Origin of the sequence: Amycolatopsis sp. NPDC021455 (assembly GCF_040640995.1) — a bacterium.
Lineage (GTDB): Bacteria > Actinomycetota > Actinomycetes > Mycobacteriales > Pseudonocardiaceae > Amycolatopsis.
Genome location: NZ_JBFACT010000002.1, coordinates 255,650 through 271,576 on the forward strand (window position 1 = coordinate 255,650; position 15,927 = coordinate 271,576).

At 71.4% G+C, this 15,927-nt stretch carries 16 protein-coding genes; 6 read left to right on the forward strand and 10 right to left on the reverse strand.

What is annotated here, in order from left to right:
• Positions 1–6: 6 nt before the first annotated feature.
• From AB0G28_RS04195 to pucD, 4 genes are read left to right on the forward strand one after another with little or no spacing between them, the layout of a single operon-like run.
• Positions 7–870 (forward strand): xanthine dehydrogenase family protein subunit M, encoded by an 864-nt coding sequence (locus AB0G28_RS04195; RefSeq protein WP_361082786.1) that lies wholly within the window; start codon positions 7–9, stop codon positions 868–870.
• On the forward strand, positions 861–1,328 hold the full coding sequence (locus tag AB0G28_RS04200; protein ID WP_361082788.1) for a (2Fe-2S)-binding protein: 468 nt from the start codon (positions 861–863) through the stop codon (positions 1,326–1,328). The genes AB0G28_RS04195 and AB0G28_RS04200 overlap by 10 nt, the downstream gene beginning before the upstream one ends.
• Positions 1,325–2,665: an 8-oxoguanine deaminase gene (locus tag AB0G28_RS04205; protein ID WP_361082790.1), complete on the forward strand. Its 1,341-nt coding sequence runs from the start codon at positions 1,325–1,327 to the stop codon at positions 2,663–2,665. Before AB0G28_RS04200 ends, AB0G28_RS04205 begins: the two co-directional genes overlap by 4 nt.
• Positions 2,662–4,917 carry a xanthine dehydrogenase subunit D gene (gene pucD / locus AB0G28_RS04210; protein WP_361082792.1) on the forward strand — a complete coding sequence of 752 codons (2,256 nt, stop codon included), beginning with the start codon at positions 2,662–2,664 and terminating at the stop codon, positions 4,915–4,917. Before AB0G28_RS04205 ends, pucD begins: the two co-directional genes overlap by 4 nt.
• A gap of 1 nt (position 4,918) precedes the next feature.
• On the opposite strand, the gene AB0G28_RS04215 is transcribed toward pucD, so the two are convergent.
• The 6 genes from AB0G28_RS04215 to AB0G28_RS04240 form a co-directional block, all read right to left on the reverse strand.
• Positions 4,919–6,490: a ricin-type beta-trefoil lectin domain protein gene (locus AB0G28_RS04215; RefSeq protein WP_361082794.1), complete on the reverse strand. Its 1,572-nt coding sequence runs from the start codon at positions 6,488–6,490 to the stop codon at positions 4,919–4,921.
• A 114-nt stretch (positions 6,491–6,604) separates the two neighbouring features.
• Positions 6,605–7,165, reverse strand: a complete 561-nt coding sequence (locus tag AB0G28_RS04220) for a TetR/AcrR family transcriptional regulator (protein ID WP_361083141.1) — start codon at positions 7,163–7,165, stop codon at positions 6,605–6,607.
• Positions 7,166–7,267: 102 nt separating this feature from the next.
• Positions 7,268–8,149 carry a factor-independent urate hydroxylase gene (gene pucL / locus AB0G28_RS04225; protein WP_361082795.1) on the reverse strand — a complete coding sequence of 294 codons (882 nt, stop codon included), beginning with the start codon at positions 8,147–8,149 and terminating at the stop codon, positions 7,268–7,270.
• 2 nt (positions 8,150–8,151) lie between these two features.
• Entirely contained in the window at positions 8,152–8,469 is a 318-nt protein-coding gene (gene uraH, locus AB0G28_RS04230) for a hydroxyisourate hydrolase (protein ID WP_361082797.1), read from the reverse strand.
• Positions 8,466–8,915, reverse strand: coding sequence for a 2-oxo-4-hydroxy-4-carboxy-5-ureidoimidazoline decarboxylase (gene uraD, locus AB0G28_RS04235; RefSeq protein WP_361082798.1), 450 nt, complete (start codon positions 8,913–8,915; stop codon positions 8,466–8,468). The genes uraH and uraD overlap by 4 nt, the downstream gene beginning before the upstream one ends.
• A gap of 55 nt (positions 8,916–8,970) precedes the next feature.
• Positions 8,971–9,447, reverse strand: a complete 477-nt coding sequence (locus tag AB0G28_RS04240) for a helix-turn-helix domain-containing protein (RefSeq protein ID WP_361082800.1) — start codon at positions 9,445–9,447, stop codon at positions 8,971–8,973.
• A gap of 128 nt (positions 9,448–9,575) precedes the next feature.
• On the opposite strand from AB0G28_RS04240, the gene allB reads away from it, so the two are divergent.
• Positions 9,576–10,904, forward strand: a complete 1,329-nt coding sequence (allB, locus tag AB0G28_RS04245) for an allantoinase AllB (RefSeq protein WP_361082801.1) — start codon at positions 9,576–9,578, stop codon at positions 10,902–10,904.
• Position 10,905: 1 nt separating this feature from the next.
• A complete protein-coding gene (alc, locus tag AB0G28_RS04250; protein WP_361082803.1) occupies positions 10,906–11,919 on the forward strand; it encodes an allantoicase in 1,014 nt (337 codons plus the stop codon).
• 131 nt (positions 11,920–12,050) lie between these two features.
• Here alc and AB0G28_RS04255 read toward each other — a convergent pair whose 3' ends face one another.
• The 4 genes from AB0G28_RS04255 to AB0G28_RS04270 all read right to left on the reverse strand — a co-directional run bounded on the left by AB0G28_RS04255 (position 12,051) and on the right by AB0G28_RS04270 (position 15,873).
• Positions 12,051–12,224 (reverse strand): hypothetical protein, encoded by a 174-nt coding sequence (locus tag AB0G28_RS04255; protein ID WP_361082805.1) that lies wholly within the window; start codon positions 12,222–12,224, stop codon positions 12,051–12,053.
• Between the two features lie 25 nt (positions 12,225–12,249).
• Complete coding sequence (locus AB0G28_RS04260) at positions 12,250–12,999, reverse strand: MBL fold metallo-hydrolase (RefSeq protein ID WP_361082807.1); 750 nt, start codon at positions 12,997–12,999, stop codon at positions 12,250–12,252.
• Positions 13,000–13,051: 52 nt separating this feature from the next.
• Positions 13,052–14,215, reverse strand: a complete 1,164-nt coding sequence (locus AB0G28_RS04265; RefSeq protein ID WP_361082809.1) for a trypsin-like serine protease — start codon at positions 14,213–14,215, stop codon at positions 13,052–13,054.
• A gap of 242 nt (positions 14,216–14,457) precedes the next feature.
• Positions 14,458–15,873: an FAD-dependent monooxygenase gene (locus AB0G28_RS04270; protein ID WP_361082811.1), complete on the reverse strand. Its 1,416-nt coding sequence runs from the start codon at positions 15,871–15,873 to the stop codon at positions 14,458–14,460.
• Positions 15,874–15,927 lie beyond the last annotated feature (54 nt).

The following is a 15,927-nucleotide window of genomic DNA, read 5'->3' on the forward strand; positions in this document are numbered from 1 at the left end:
CAACCAGTGGAGTTCCTGCGTCCCGCGACGCTCGCCGAGGCCCTGGCCTTCAAGGCCGAGCGGCCGGACGCGGTGCCGATCGCCGGCGGCACCGACGTCATGGTCGAGCTGAACTTCGACCACCGGCGCCCCGCCGCCCTGCTGGACCTGACCACGGTCCCCGAGCTGGCGGAGTGGTCCACATCGGACGGCACGGTCCGGCTCGGCGCCGGCGTCCCGTACAGCCGGGTCATCACTGAACTGGGTGAATCCCTCCCCGCGCTGGCCATGGCGTCCCGCACGGTCGGGTCGCCGCAGATCCGCAACCGCGGCACGGTCGGCGGCAACCTCGGCGCCGCCTCGCCCGCCGGCGACACCCACCCGGTGCTGCTCGCCCTGGACGCGCGGATCGAGGCCGCCTCCGTCCGGGGGACCCGCCTCCTCCGCGCGGAGGAGTTCTACGTCGGCGTGAAACGCCACGCGCTCGCCCCGGACGAGCTGATCACCGCCGTCCACCTGCCCGCGCACGCCGGGCCGCAGCAGTTCGCCAAGGTCGGGACGCGCAACGCGATGGTCATCGCGGTCTGTTCGTTCGCCCTGTCGCTCCGGCAGGGCGAGGTCGGCGCGGCGATCGGCTCCGCCGCCCCGACCCCGCGCCGCGCCCGTGAAGCCGAGGACTTCCTGGCCGCCGAGCTGCCGTGGACGTCGGCCGAGCCGCTGCCGGACTCGCTGAAACGCCGCTTCGGCGACCTGGTGGGCGAAGCCGCGTCGCCGATCGACGACGTCCGCGGCAGTGCCGCGTATCGGAAGCACGCGCTGGGGGTACTCGCGCGGCGGACGTTGACCTGGGCTTGGGACGAACACCGAACGGGGGAGCGGGCATGCGCCTGAATGTCACGATCAACGGCGAACCGCGGCAGGCGGACGACGTCTGGGAAGGCGAAAGCCTGCTCTACGTCCTGCGCGAGCGGCTCGGCCTGCCCGGCTCGAAGAACGCCTGTGAGCAGGGCGAATGCGGGTCCTGCACGGTCTACCTCGACGACGTCCCGGTGTGCGCCTGCCTGGTCGCGGCCGGGCAGGCCGAGGGCCGCGTGGTGCGCACGGTCGAGGGACTGGCCGACGGCGACACCCTGGATCCCGTCCAGCAGTCCTTTGTGGACGCGGGCGCGGTGCAGTGCGGCTTCTGCACGCCGGGACTGGTCGTCGCCGCGCACGACCTGCTGAATCGCGTCCCCGATCCGAGCGACGAAGAGATCCGCGAAGCTTTGGCCGGCAACCTCTGCCGGTGCACCGGGTACGAGAAGATCCTCGACGCCGTGCGTGCGGCTGCGAAGGGTGGTGTCGCATGAGGACGCTCATCGCCAACGCCGCGATCGCCACGGTCAGCGGCGAGGAGTACGCGAGCGGGCACGTCGTCGTCGAGAACGACCGGATCGCCGAAGTCGGCGAAGGGGTCTACACCGGCGAGTTCGACGAGCGCGTCGAAGCCGAAGGCTGCTTGATCACGCCCGGCCTGATCAACACCCACCACCACCTCTACCAGTGGGCCACCCGCGGCATGGCCGCCGACCACACGCTCTTCGAGTGGCTGGTGGCGCTCTACCCGGTCTGGGGCCGCCTCGACGACGAGATCACGCACGCCGCCGGCACCGCCGGGATGGCCCGGCTGGCCCTGACCGGCTGCACCACGGTCGCCGACCACCACTACGTCTTCCCGCGCGACGGCGGCGACCAGGTCGCGGCGCTGGCCGCGGCCCGCCAGCGGATCGGCGTCCGGCTGCACGTCGTGCGCGGGTCGATGGACCGCGGCGAGTCCGACGGCGGCCTGCCGCCGGACAACCTCGTCGAGACGACCGAGGACGCGCTGATCGGCACCGAAGCGGCGATCGACCGCTTCCACGACGACTCCGCGGACGCGCACCTGCAGATCGCCGCGGGCCCGTGCTCGCCGTTCTCGGTCACCGAACGGCTGATGTCCGGGGCGGCCGAGCTGGCGCGGCGAAAAGGCGTCCGCCTGCACACCCACCTCGCGGAGACCGACGACGAGGAGCGGCAGTGCCTCGCCGAGGTCGGCTGCACGCCCGCCGAGTACGCCGACAAGCTCGGCTGGCTCGCCGACGACGTCTGGCTCGCCCACACGATCCACCTCGCGCCCGAGGCGATCCGCCGCTTCGGCGCCACCGGCACCGGGTCGGCGCACTGCCCGACGTCCAACGGCCGCATCGGCGCCGGCATCGCCCCGGTCCGCGACCTCCTCGACGCCGGGGTCCCGGTCGGCCTGGGTGCCGACGGCGCCGCGTCCAACGAGTCCGGCGGCCTGGGGGAGGAGCTGCACCAGGCGTTGCTGCAGGCCCGTCAGCGCGGCGGCCCCCGCGGCCTGACCACCCGCGAAGCGCTGTGGATGGGCACGATGGGTGGTGCCCGCTGCCTCGGCCGCGCGGACGACCTGGGCTCCCTGGAACCCGGGAAGCTCGCCGACCTCGCCGTCTGGGACCTGACCGGGCTGAACTACGCGGGCATCACCGACCCGGTCGCGGCACTGGTCCTCGGCACCACGCCGCCGCTGCGGCGCCTGTTCGTCGGCGGCAAGGCCGTCGTCGAGGACGGCACCCTGCGCGAAGCCGACGAGTCCGCGATCGCCCGCGAGCTGGCCGCCGCGAGCGCCCGGCTGAGGGAGGGCAGATGACCACTTCCGTCACGACGCAGACCACGAACGGCGTCGGCACTTCGCCGCGGCGCCCCGACGGCACGGTGAAGGTGCGCGGCGAGTTCGCCTACTCCTCGGACCTGTGGCACGAGGACATGCTGTGGGGCGCGACCCTGCGCAGCCCGCACCCGTACGCGCGGATCACCGGGATCGACATCGCGGAAGCCCTGGCGGTGCCCGGTGTCTACGCGGTGCTGACGCACGAGGACGTCCCCGGCGTCAACCGCTACGGCCTCGAGCACGCCGACCAGCCGGTGCTCGCCTCCGACGTCGTCCAGTACCAGGGGGAGCCGGTGGCGCTGGTCGCCGCCGATCACCCGGAGACCGCGCGCCGCGCGATGAAGCGGATCGTCGTTTCCTACGAAGAGCTTTCGCCTGTGACTGACTCTGAAGCGGCCGTAGCGGGCGAAGGACCTTCGCTGCACGAAGGCGGCAACGTCGTCCGGCATGTGAAGATCCGCCGCGGCCCGCAGGACGTCACCGCCGACGTCGTCGTCTCCGGTGTCTACGAGGTCGGTATGCAGGACCAGGCCTTCCTGGGTCCGGAGTCCGGGCTCGCCGTGCCGGACACCGAAGGCGGCGTCGACCTGTACGTCGCGACGCAGTGGCTGCACGTCGACCAGCAGCAGATCGTCGCCGCTCTGGGGCTGCCGGTCGAGAAGGTGCGGCTTACGCTCGGCGGCGTCGGCGGGGCCTTCGGCGGCCGCGAAGACCTGTCGATGCAGGTGCACGCGTGCCTCCTCGCGTTGCACACCGGCAAGCCGGTGAAGATGGTCTACAACCGCGAAGAGTCCTTCTACGGCCACGTGCACCGCCATCCGGCGAAGATGTACTACGAGCACGGCGCCACCCGGGACGGCCGTCTCGTCTACGTGCGTACGCGGCTCTACCTCGACGGAGGCGCGTACGCGTCTTCGACCGGCGCAGTGGTGGCGAATGCCGCGACCCTGGGCGTCGGACCGTATGCAGTCGACAGTATTTCGGTGGACTGCTGGGGTGTGTATACAAACAACCCGCCGTGTGGGGCGATGCGTGGCTTCGGCGCGGTGCAAGCGGCCTTCGGCTACGAGTCGCAGATGGACAAACTGGCGGTCGCCTGTGGACTGGATCCTGTCGACATCCGCGTCCGCAACGCGATGAGCGAGGGCGACCTGATGCCGACCGGCCAGGTCGTCGACGCGGAAGCGCCGGTCGCGGAGCTCCTGACCCGCGTGCGGGACATGCCGATGCCTCCGGAACGGCCGTTCGACCTACGGCACATGCCGGGTGGCGTGTCCAACACGACCCACGGCGAAGGCGTCGTCCGCGGCGTCGGGTACGCCGTCGGGATCAAGAACGTCTGCTTCTCCGAAGGCTTCGACGACTACTCGACCGCGCGGGTGCGGCTGCAGCTGGTCGGCGGCGAGCCGGCCGCGACCGTGCACACCGCGGCCTGCGAGGTCGGCCAGGGCCTGGTGACGATCATGCAGCAGATCGTGCGCACCGAGCTGGGCGTCGAGCAGGTGACGATCCTGCCGATGGACACCTCGATCGGCAACGGCGGCTCGACGTCGGCGTCACGCCAGACCTACGTCACCGGCGGTGCCGTGCAGGCCGCGTGCGCGGCGGTCCGGGCCCGGCTGCTGGCCCGGTTCGACCAGCGGGTGCGGGTCGTCGGCGGCAAGCTCGTCGCGGCCGACGGGCAGGTGCTCGCCGACCTGGTGGACGTCCTCGGCGACGACGTCTACGACGAGACCGTCGAGTGGCGGCACCGGCCGACGGTCCCGGTGGATCCCGAGACGGGCCAGGGCAACGCGCACGTGCAGTACGCGTTCGCCGCGCACCGGGCGGTCGTGGACGTCGACACCGAACTGGGCCTGGTGAAGGTCGTCGCGTTGGACTGCGCCCAGGACGTCGGCAAGGCGCTGAACCCCCAGGCCGTGCTGGGCCAGATCCAGGGCGGCTCGGCACAGGGTCTCGGGCTCGCGGTGATGGAGGAGATCCAGACCTCCGGCGGGAAGATCCGGAACCCCTCCTTCACCGACTACCTGATCCCGACGGTCCTCGACATGCCGCCGATGACCATCGACGTCCTCGAACGCCCGGACCCGCACGCGCCGTACGGCCTGCGCGGGGTCGGCGAGCCGCCGACGATCTCGTCGACCCCGGCGATCGTGGCCGCGATCCGCGCCGCGACCGGGCTCGCGCTCACCCGCGTCCCGGTCCGGCCGGAGCACCTCACCGGCACCTGAGCTACTTGAGCTGCCAGTTCTGGTTGGCGTCGTCGTTGCAGCCCCAGAGTTCGAGCTGGACGCCGTTGACGTTGCCGGCGGGCTTGTCGCCGCCGGTGACGTCGACGCACAGGCCGGCTTGGGTGATCGAGCCGTCGGCCTCGAGCTTGAACTTCTGGTTCGCGCCGCCGTGACAGGTCCAGGCGATCAGCTTGGTCCCGGACGCGCTGGTGCCGCCACTGGCGTCGAGGCAGAGACCGTTGGCCCGGAGCTCACCGGCGCTGGTGAACGTCCAGGACTGGTTCGAGCCGCCGTCGCAGTCCCAGATGTCGACCTGGGGACCGGGCGTGGGGGCGCTGCCGTTGATGTCGACGCAGCGCGACGAAGACGCGCCCTGGAGCGGGTGCGCCGTGCCGATGCTGCTGCCGGACCCCGGCGTCACGCGGTAGATCACGGTGCTGTGCGACGGCACGTTCGCGCTGATCGTCCCGGTGCTGGTGGTGAGCTCCTTCGACCAGAGGTTGGTCAGCCGGTAGCTCGACGCGGCGGGCAGCCCGGCCGCGGCCGCCGTCGTCGAGACGGTCTTCGTGCTGCCGTTCTCGTTGAACAGCACCACGGCGACGTCGCCGTTCTGGAGTGGTTTCGCGAGGACGTCGAGGCCGCCGGACGACGAGATCCGCGTGGCCTGCCTGCCGAGCGGGTCCTGGTCGACGGCGATGACGTCGCCGTTGAGGTAGGTCGAGAAGGTGGCGACGCTCGCGGAGCGCAGGTCGGCGCCCGCGATGAGCGGCGCGGCCATCGCGGCCCACAGCGTGAAGTGCGCGCGGTCCTCCTGGAAATCCATGCCGTCGCCGACTTCGAGCATGTCGGGGTCGTTCCAGGCGCCGGGCTTCGCGGCGGACGCGAGCCCGGCGTTCTGGTGGTAGATCGAGTCGATGCTGCCCCAGTTGTTGGTGATGTCCCCGGTGGTCCGCCAGAGGTTGCCGACGTCGGGCGCCCAGGTCGACGGGCTGAAGTTCCCCCACTCGCAGATGCTGTAGGCGATCGCGCGGCCGGTGGCCTTGAGCGCGTCCCGCATCGCGGAGTAGCGGCGGACGTAGTCCTGCTGGGTCTCGCCGGCGGGGCTGCCGCAGTTGTCGTACTTGAGGTAGTCGACGCCCCAGCTCGCGAAGACGTTCGCGTCGGCCTGCTCGTGGCCGAGGCTGCCCGGGTAGTGCTGGCAGGTCTCGGTGCCGGCGCTTTCGTAGATCCCGAACTTCATCCCGCGCGCGTGGATGTAGTCGCCGAGGGCCTTGAGACCGCTGGGGAACTTCGCCGGATCGGCGACGAGGTTGCCCGCGGCGTCCCGGCTGTGCGTCATCCAGCAGTCGTCGAGGTTGACGTAGGTGTAGCCGCGGTCGCGCATCCCGGAGCTGACCATGAGGTCGGTGGTCTGCTTGACGAGCGTCTCGTTGATGTCGCACTCGAAGGTGTTCCAGGTGTTCCAGCCCATCGGCGGGGTCCGGGCGAGCCCGTTCTCAAGGGCTTCGGCGGGTGGGCTGACGATTCCGATGGCGGCGACGGCGGCTGCTGCGGTGGCGAGGATTCGGCGCATGGCGGCTCCAACCGGACGGCGGTGTGAGGCAGGAGGACTAGACCAATGCGCAGCATCGGGTGTGGCTTGCTGCGCGGTCAAGCGCCATCTTGAGTATTCGTGTTGGATTACCGACTAAAGTTGTGCGTTCTCGTTGAGGAGCCGACGTGCGACGTCGACGGTCGCGGCCCCGGCGACGGCCATGGCTTCGGTGTCCCGCAGCGAACGGCAGAGCACGAAGGCGCCCTCGAGGTTGTTGACGGCGGTGATGGTCAGCGTCCGGGCGGCCGCCGTTTCGAGGCCGAAGCGCGCGAACTTCTCGGTGCCGGCGTCGATCCACGCCGTGAAGACGTCGGCGGTGGCTTTCCGCAACGGCTCGTTGGTCGCGGCGACCTCCAGGGCCACGGTCGCGATCGGGCAGCCTTCGACGTAGTCGGTCGCCTCGAGGGTGGCGATCCCGGCGGCGAAGAAGGCCTCGATGCCGCTGATGAGGTCCGCCGCCGGGGCGATGAAGAGGTCGAACAGCTGGATGTAGGCGAGGCCGGAGGTGCGGATGACCTCCTCGCCGAGCTGTTCCTTGCCACCGGGGAAGAAGTGGTACAGCGACCCGAAGGGCGCGTTGGCCTCGCTGACGATCTGCTTCAGCCCGGTGCCGGCGTACCCGTTGCGCCGGAACAGCTCGGCGCCGGCGGCCATGATGCGTTCCTTGGTCCCTGCCACCCGCCCATAATAGAGCGTTCTATCAACCGAGCTTTCACGTGAAAGCTCGGGGAGAGGGCACTTTCACGTGAAAGTGCCTCAGTGGAGGTCCCAGGCCGGGCCCGGGTCCTCGGCGTCGTCGCGCAGGATGGTGCCCTCGATCAGCCCGTACGGCCGGTCCGCCGCGTAGAACACCTCGTTCTCGTTCTTCAGCCCGAACGGACTCAGGTCCACCAGGAAGTGGTGCTTGTTGGGCAGCGAAAGCCGGACTTCGGCGACCTCGGGCCGGGCCTCCAGGACCGCCGCGCCCATCGCGTACAGCGTCTGCTGCAGCGAAAGGCTGTGCTTCGTCGCGAACGTCTCCAGCATCAGCCACCGGATCTCGGCGTGCGAAGCCGCCCAGTCGATGTCCTCGCCCTGGTAGCGCCACCGCGCCGTCACCGCCGTGGCCAGGATCCGGTCGGCCGTCTCGGCGAGCGTCGTGTACTTGTCGCGCGGGAAGCCGTGGAACTCCGAGCCCGTCGACTTGAGCAGCGTCAGCCCGTCGATGCCGGACACGACCCACGCGCGGCCGTCCTGGAGCGTCACCGCCGTCGTGCGGCGCTCGTCGCCGGACCGGCTGAACGCGTGGTCGTGCGGCTCGCCGCCGACGGCGATGCGCTCCCAGCCGTGCTCGTCGATCTTGATCCGCGCGCCGGTGATGTTCTCCTGCGTGCCGACGAAGTGGCGGGCCAGGCGCAGGCCGAAGTCCTCGATCTCGCCGACCGGCGCTTCCTTGGCGAAGGCGTACACGGTGTTCTTCTGCGTGTCCGTCGCCAGCACGCCGGCGTTGTCGCCGGTCAGGTGCGTCGCGGCCAGCTCGCCGCGCAGGGACGTCGACACCGTCAGGTCCTTCAGGTGGTGCACCGGGCCGTCGCGGCGCACCGTCACCAGGCGGACCTCCGCCTTGCCGTACTGGTTGGGGCCCAAGGTGATGGCCACGGTCAGCTCCCTCGGTAGGTCGAATAGGCGAACGGGCTGAGCAGGAGCGGCACGTGGTGGTGCGCGGTGCCGTCGGAGATGCGGAAAGTCAGCGCGACCTCCGGGAAGAACGCGTCCGGGCCCAGGTACGCGCCGGTGTCGAAGATCAGCCGGTAGACGCCGGGGGACAGGGTCTCGGGGCCGAGGTCGCGGATGCGGCCGTCGTCGTCGGTGCGGCCGTCGGCGATCGGCTTCCCGTCGGCGGTCTCGAAGCGGACCGCGATCCCGGACGCGGGGCGTCCGGCCGCCGTGTCGAGGACGTGGGTGGTCACGAGGCTCACGCGGTCACCGCTTTCGCGAGTCGGAGTTCGGCGATCTTCAGCAGCTCTCGTCCCGCGACGGCCAGCTCGGTCGCCGGGTCGTTGTCCAGCCGCTCACGCAGGATCTTCAGCAGTTCGTCGCCGCTGCGGCCGCTCGCGCAGACCAGGTAGACGTGGCCGAACTTGGCTTCGTACTCGGCGTTCGCCGCGGCGAACGCGTCCGCGTTGTCCACACCGGACTGTTCGGAGCGCGCCCAGCCGCTCGCCGGCTTCTCGCCGATCCGCGGGTGCGCGGCCATCGCCTGCCGGATCTCGTCGCTGGTCAGCGGCAGGTCCGCGGCGGCTTTCACCGCGTCGACGTCGGCGTACGGGCGTCCGGCCAGCACGGCGTCGACCCACCGGGGCACGGCGAGGCATTCCGTCAGCAGCGGACGGACGTCGGTGGTGTTGAACTCGGTGAGCAGCACGGGCTGACCGTACGTCGACGCCGGAGTTCCGTCAACATTTTGTTGAAAGCGCTGGTCAGTCGGCTTCCCGGTTGAGGTAGTTGTAGACGGTGAACCGCGTGACGCCCAGTGCGTCGGCCACCGACGACACCGATTTCCGCAGGCCGAAGGCGCCGCGCTCACGCAGCAGCCGCACTGCCCGCTGCTTGCCCGCGCGGTCGAGCTCGCCCAGCTTGGCGCCCAGTTCCCGCTCGACGTCGGCGATGAGCCGGGCCAGCGCGTCGTTCAGCTCGACGACGGGCGCGCTCCCCGGCTCGTCGGCCCGGCGCAGCTGCAGCGTGACCCGCGTGGCGCCGCCCTCCAGGGCGGCTTTCGCGATCGCCGGGAGAGCTTCGAGCAACTCCTTCGCCTCGCCGCGGGCCAGTGTCCCGAGTGGTCCGAAATCGGTGTCCAGCCCGGCTTCCGTGGCGGCATCGCGCGCGGCGACGGCGTGTTCGGGCGGCGAACCCTCGCCGTGGAACGGTTCGCTGGTGAACTCCGCCTCAAGCCTCACGAAGATGACCGTAACGCGCCGCGTCCGTCGTTGACGAGCGGCGCGCGCCGTGGTTACTGTCGTTGTGCGAAACCGTCTTTCCGGTCTGTGAAATCGGCGGTGTCAATCCTCCTGACGAAGGGTTTCGGATGGATCTTGTGGTGCGCGCCGCCCGGGCCGTGACGGCCGAAGGTGAGGGCCCGGCGACCGTCGGCGTCGACGGCGGCCGGATCGTCGCGGTCGAACCCGGCGGGGCCCGGCTGGCCGGGGACCGCGTCCTCGACCTCGGCGACGACGTCGTGCTGCTGCCCGGGCTCGTCGACACGCACGTCCACGTCAACGATCCCGGCCGCGCCGAGTGGGAGGGCTTCGAGACGGCGACCCGCGCGGCCGCGGCGGGCGGGGTGACCACGATCGTGGACATGCCGCTGAACAGCCTGCCGCCGACCGTCGACGTCGCGGCCCTGGAGGTCAAGCGCAAGGCGGCGGCCGGCCGGGTGCACGTCGACGTCGGCTTCTGGGGCGGCGCGATCCCGGGCAACGCGGGGGACCTGCGCGGCCTGCACGACGCCGGGGTGTTCGGCTTCAAGTGCTTCCTGCTGCACTCCGGCGTCGACGAGTTCCCGCCGCTGGACCCGGCGGGGCTGGACGAAGCGTTGCGGGAGCTGAGTTCCTTCGACGCGCTGATGATCGTCCACGCCGAGGACGCGCACGAGATCGACCAAGCCCCCGAACCCCACGGCGGTCGCTATGTCGACTTTCTGCGCTCTCGGCCGCGTCAGGCCGAGAACCTCGCGATCTCGCACGTCATCGACGCGGCCCGCCGGAACGGCGCCCGCGCGCACATCCTGCACCTGTCCTCTTCGGACGCCCTGCCGCTGATCGCTTCCGCGCGCGAGGAAGGCGTGGCCTTGACGGCGGAGACCTGCCCGCACTACCTCAGCTTCGTCGCCGAAGAGATCCGCGACGGCGCGACCCAGTTCAAGTGCTGCCCGCCGATCCGCGAGGCGGCCAACCGCGAGCGGCTGTGGCAGGGGCTCGCCGACGGTGTCATCGACACGATCGTCAGCGACCACTCGCCGTGCACGCCGGAGCTGAAACGCTTCGACAGCGGCGACTTCGGCGAGGCGTGGGGCGGAATTTCGAGCCTCCAGCTGGGGTTGCCGGCGATCTGGACGCAGGCGCGGCAGCGCGGGTTCGCGCTCACCGACGTCGTCCGCTGGATGGCCGAGCGCCCGGCCGCGCAGGCCGGGATGCGGCGCAAGGGCCACTTGGCGGTGGGCTACGACGCCGACTTCTGCGTGTTCGCGCCGGACGAGGCGTTCGTGGTCGACGTCGCGAAACTGAAGCACCGCAACCCGGTCAGCGCCTACGACCGGCGGCCGCTCGCCGGCGTCGTGCGCTCGACCTGGTTGCGGGGCACCGAAATCACCGGCGACGAGCCCCGCGGTGCGTTGCTGGCCCGGGGAGAATGCTGAGATGGAGGCCGCCGTGTCCGACCGTCCCGAGTGGACAGAACTGCCCGATCTCGCGTCCCGCCGCTTCGGCGGCACGGTGATGTGGGCGACCGACGAGCTGTTCGCCGAGAAGGAGAACCTCGTCAACCCCTGGATGCCGGCGCACCGCGCCGAGACGTTCGGGCCCAAGGGGCAGGTCTACGACGGCTGGGAGACCCGCCGCCACCGCGAACCGGGCGACGACCAGGCGATCCTGCGGCTCGGGCTGGCCGGCACGGTCACCGGCGTCATCGTCGACACGGCGTTCTTCAAGGGGAACTACCCGCCGTTCGTCTCGGTCGAGGCGGCGTCGGTCCCGGGCTACCCGAGCGCGGCCGAACTCCAGACGGCCGATTGGGACGTCCTCGTCGACCGCGCCCCGGCGGCCGGCCACACGGAGAACTTCTACACGGTCAACGGCTCGCGGCGGTACACGCACGTCCGGCTGACCCAGCACCCGGACGGCGGCGTCGCCCGCCTGCGCGTGCACGGCGCCCCGATCCCCGACCCGGACCTGCTCGACCTCGACGCGCTCGACCTGGCGGCGCTGGAGAACGGCGCGCTCGTCACCGGGTGCAGCAACCGGTTCTACTCCTCGCCGAACAACATCCTCTCGCCCGGCCTGGCCGCCCACCAGGCCGAAGGCTGGGAGACGGCCCGCCGCCGCGACGACGGCAACGACTGGGTGACCCTCCGCCTGGCCGGCGCGGGCATCGTCCGCTTCGCCGAGCTGGACACGAGCAACCTCAAGGGCAACGCGCCCGGCTGGGCGTCGGTCAGCGGCCGCGACACCTACGGCGAGTGGGTGCCCCTGCTGCCCAAGACGCGCCTGCAGCCGGACACGCGTCACCGCTTCGCGCTGAAGGACGGCCCGGAGGTGACGGAGGCCCGCCTCGACATCTACCCGGACGGCGGGCTGGCGAGGCTGCGGCTGTTCGGCCGGCTCACCGAAGCGGGCCGCGCGAACCTCAAGGCACGGTTCGCGAAGACGCGTTAGTGCCGCGTCCGAGGTTCGTCGACGGCGGCCCGGGGATGCGCCCCAATGTGGCGTTGGTTGCGCTGGATGCACCGAACGCCACATTGGGGCGCATCGGCCCGAACGCCGAACAGCTTGCGACGCGAGACGCGCTAGTTCGCGTCGGGGCGGTTGAGGTAGGCCGAGGCCAGCGACAGGACGCACGCGCAGCCGACGATCGCGCTCACCCACCACGGCAGGCCGGCCACGATGCTCCAGACGAAGCCCGCCGCCGCCAGGAGGGCGACGAGGATGTTCCGGAACTGCAGCGGGGTCGGTTTGGCCATGCCGCCAGCCTCTCACGGCCGCGCGTCAGACCTCCGCGCGCTCCCCGGGTTCGAGCAGCATGAGCCGGTCGGTCAGGCCGGCCGTCTCGAACGCGGTCCGCAGGACGTCCGGGCCTTCGCTGAAGTGCCCCCAGCCGCGGAAGTGCAGCGGGACGACCTTCGCCGCGCCGAGCACCTTCGCCGCTTCGACGGCGTTCGCGCTGGTCAGCGTCAGGGGAGCGCCGTCGAAGAGGGGGGTGCGGGCCGCGCCGGCGAAGAGCACGGCGATGTCCACGTGGAACCGGGCCGCGATCTCCCGCACCAGGTCGACCGACGCGTTGTCGCCGCTGACGTACACCGTCGGCAGGCCGTCGCCGGCCAGCACGAACCCGGTGACCTCGCCGATGAGCCGTTCGGCGCCCTCGGGCCCGTGCAGGGCCGGGACGGCGGTGACGGTCAGCGGCCCGACCTGCGTCTCCTCCCACGGCTCGAGGCCACGCGCGGTGCCGCCGAGCCGGGCCGCCCCGCTGGGCGTGACCAGCGTCAGCGGCACCGTCGCGAGGTACGCGCGGCCGCGGTCGTCGAGGTTGTCGGGGTGCTGGTCGTGGGACAGCAGGACGGCGTCGACCACGCCGGCCGAGGACTCGGTGAGCACCGAGTCCTCGGTCTTGACCAGGACCCGCTCGCCGATCGGGTGGTCGCCGGGCGGGTCGAAGGTCGGGTCGGTGAGCAGCCGGACGCCGCCCAGCTCGAGAAGGGCGGTCGGGCCGCCGGAGAAGGTGATCCCCAAGGTCATGCCCGGGCCAACAGCGCGACCGCCCGTTCTCTTCCTTTCACGGCAGCACGGGTCAGTTGAGGATCCAGCGCTGGTTGGCCGTGCTCGGCGTCCAGCACTGCCACGCGTTGATCGCGGGGTGCGGCCGGCCGTCCGTGTAGTCCTGGTCGAGGCACTGCCCGCTGAGCTTGTTGACCAGCGTCACGGTGCCGTCCTCGTAATGCGGCTGGACGACCCACTGCTGGTTGCCCGTGAGCGGGGTCCAGCACTGCCACGCGTTGACGGTCGGGTGCGGCTGGCCGCCGGTGTAGTCCTGGTCGAGGCACTTGCCCGAGAGGGAGTTCACGATCTGGACGGTGTCGCGGGCGGTCCAGGTGGCCGTCCACTGCTGGTTGCCCGAGGCCGGGTTCCAGCACTGCCACGCGTTGACGGTGGGGTGTTCCTGGCCGTTCGACCAGTCCTGGTCGAGGCACTGCCCGGTGGCCTTGCCGACGATCGCCGCGGCGACCGGGGCGGTCACCTGGCTGACCCACGCGCCGAGGTCGTCGACGCGGGTTTCGGTCGTGCCCTGGCGCGTCTCGGTCGAGGCGTAGCAGCCGTGCTGCCACGACCGGGCGTTGATCGCGGCCAGTTCGACCTGCGTCCCGTTCTCGCGCAGCGCCGGGCCGCCGGCGTCGCCCATGCAGGTGGTGGCGTCCCCGGTGACCGCGGTGACGGCCAGCGCCGTGCCGTCGACGTCGCTCACCGTGAACATCGCCGTGCTCAGCCGGTCCGGCACCCACTTGTCGGCGGTGCGGCCGTAGCCGCCGAGCCTGAGGACGTCCCCGGCCGCCGGGGCGCGGGTGGCCAGCGGGACGGGGTCGATGTCGACGATCGGCAGGGCCAGCTTGGCCAGCACCGCGTCGCGGTCGGCGGCGGGCACCAGGGTGGTGATCTTGACGGTGTGCCCGGCGGTGCCGGTCAGGTCGGCGCGGCCGACGGTCGCCGTGTAGGGCGTCGCGGGCGGACCGGCGGGCAGCGGCGCGGGGCCGAAGCACGCGGCCGCGGTGAGGACCCACTGCGGGGCGACCAGCGCGCCGGTGCAGCCGTGGGCGCCGCTGATCTGGGCGGTGAAGGCGTAGGTGCCGTCGGCCACGGGGGTGCCGCCGGTGATGGCGTCGGCCGTGGGGGCGGTCAGCAGGCCGGCGGCCGTCAGCGCGGCCAGGACCGCACCCGCCTTCCGGAGTGAGCGTGGCATCGGAACTCCCTCAGTGACGTGTCTTCGGACGAACTGGGGGTTTCCGATGCCCGGGCACACCGGCGCGCGAAAGCGCGCAGCCGACCGGCCCCTTTTCCTCCCCTGATTGCTCCATTCGACCCAATCCGTGCCACCGGCGACGAAATCGCCGTGGCTCCTCGCGGACTACGGGCCGGAATCCCCCATCGGGTGATCCATCGAGGCCGAACGTCCGGTGTTACCGAATTGCACAGTGAAGTGGATCACGTCAATTCGCGGCGGCCGAACCAGCGGGCGAGGTGGTCGTCCAGGTCCCGCTGGTCCTCGCCGATCCAGGCGACGTACCCGTCGGGGCGGAGCAGGAGGGCCGGGACGTCCAGGGCCGCGGCGGGATCCGCGACGAGGTCGACCCGGTCGGCCCAGCCGCCGGCGGTCAGCCGTCCGGTGCGGTCGAGGACCAGGCCGCGGCCCCGGTGCAGCCGGTCGTAGAGGCGGCCCTCCGCCAGGTCGACGTCGCGCAGGCGCCGGCCGAGCAGGTCGGGGCCCGCGCCGAAGTCGTAGCGGATGTCGATCGCGGTGATCTGCCCGATCAGGTACCGGTTGACCTCGTCGAAGTCCATCAGTTCGGTGAACAGCCTGCGCAGGGGGCCGGAAGACGACAGCTCCACCTGGGCGCGGGTGTTGTCGAGGACGGCTTCGGCGACCGGATGGCGTTCGGCGTGGTAGGTGTCCAGCAAGGTCTCCGGCGCCCGGCCGCGGACCTGGGCGGCCAGCTTCCAGCCGAGGTTGACCGCGTCCTGGACGCCGAGGTTCAGGCCCTGGCCGCCGGCGGGCGGGTGGATGTGCGCGGCATCGCCGGCCAGCAGCACCCGCCCGACGCGGTACTGCTCCGCCAGCCGCGTGGCATCGCCGAAACGGGACAGCCAGCGCGGGGAATGCACGCCGAAATCGGTTCCGGCGATCGCACGCAGCTGCTGCCGGAAATCTTCGAGGGTCGGCGGTTCCGTGCGATCGCTGACTTCCGCGGCGGGGACCACGACGCTGTAGCCGTCTTCACCGAAGGGCCTGAGCCAGAATTGCGGTTGCGTCTCGCGGATTTCGGCCACCTTGGCGGCGATTTCCGCCGGCGGCGCGGTGGCTTTCAGCTCGCCCATCAACGTCTCGTTCCGCGACGGCTCTCCGGGGAATCCGACGCCGAGCAGTTTGCGCACCGTGCTGCGCGCGCCGTCACAGCCGACGAAATACCGCGACCGCAGCCGCTCGCCGCCGGCCAGCTCGACGGTCACCCCTTCGTCGTCCTGCTCGAACCCGGCCATCGCACACCCTCGCCGGACCTCCGCGCCCAGTTCGGTCGCGTGCTCTTCGAGGAGGCGGTTGACGACCGGCTGCGGGATGCCCAGCAGGTACGCGTGCTCGGAGTCGAGGTTCTCGGGCGCGGGCTTGGGGATGGCGGCGAAGATCCCGCCGACCGGCCGCCGCCTTCCGTGGGCGAGCAGGCGATCCAGCAGCCCGCGCATCGCCATCAGCTCGAGACTGCGCATGTGCAGGCTCACCACGCGGACGAACGAACCGGGCTCGGTTTCCCGCTCCAGGACGAGCACCCGCACGTCGTGCAGCCGTAGTTCGGCGGCCAGCAACGCGCCGGTCGGCCCGCACCCGGCAATGATCACATCGAACACGAACCACCCATTCGCGCAGGTCCCGGCAACGGCCGCCCATCGTCCGGCAGCCCG

Coding starts and splice junctions, on each gene's coding strand:
- AB0G28_RS04200 (WP_361082788.1), top strand. CDS start 861: ATGCGCCTGAATGTCACGATCAACGGCGAACCGCGGCAGGCGGACGAC.
- AB0G28_RS04205 (WP_361082790.1), top strand. CDS start 1,325: ATGAGGACGCTCATCGCCAACGCCGCGATCGCCACGGTCAGCGGCGAG.
- pucD (WP_361082792.1), top strand. CDS start 2,662: ATGACCACTTCCGTCACGACGCAGACCACGAACGGCGTCGGCACTTCG.
- AB0G28_RS04215 (WP_361082794.1), bottom strand. CDS start 6,490: ATGCGCCGAATCCTCGCCACCGCAGCAGCCGCCGTCGCCGCCATCGGA.
- AB0G28_RS04220 (WP_361083141.1), bottom strand. CDS start 7,165: ATGGCCGCCGGCGCCGAGCTGTTCCGGCGCAACGGGTACGCCGGCACC.
- allB (WP_361082801.1), top strand. CDS start 9,576: ATGGATCTTGTGGTGCGCGCCGCCCGGGCCGTGACGGCCGAAGGTGAG.
- alc (WP_361082803.1), top strand. CDS start 10,906: ATGGAGGCCGCCGTGTCCGACCGTCCCGAGTGGACAGAACTGCCCGAT.
- AB0G28_RS04255 (WP_361082805.1), bottom strand. CDS start 12,224: ATGGCCAAACCGACCCCGCTGCAGTTCCGGAACATCCTCGTCGCCCTC.
- AB0G28_RS04260 (WP_361082807.1), bottom strand. CDS start 12,999: ATGACCTTGGGGATCACCTTCTCCGGCGGCCCGACCGCCCTTCTCGAG.
- AB0G28_RS04265 (WP_361082809.1), bottom strand. CDS start 14,215: ATGCCACGCTCACTCCGGAAGGCGGGTGCGGTCCTGGCCGCGCTGACG.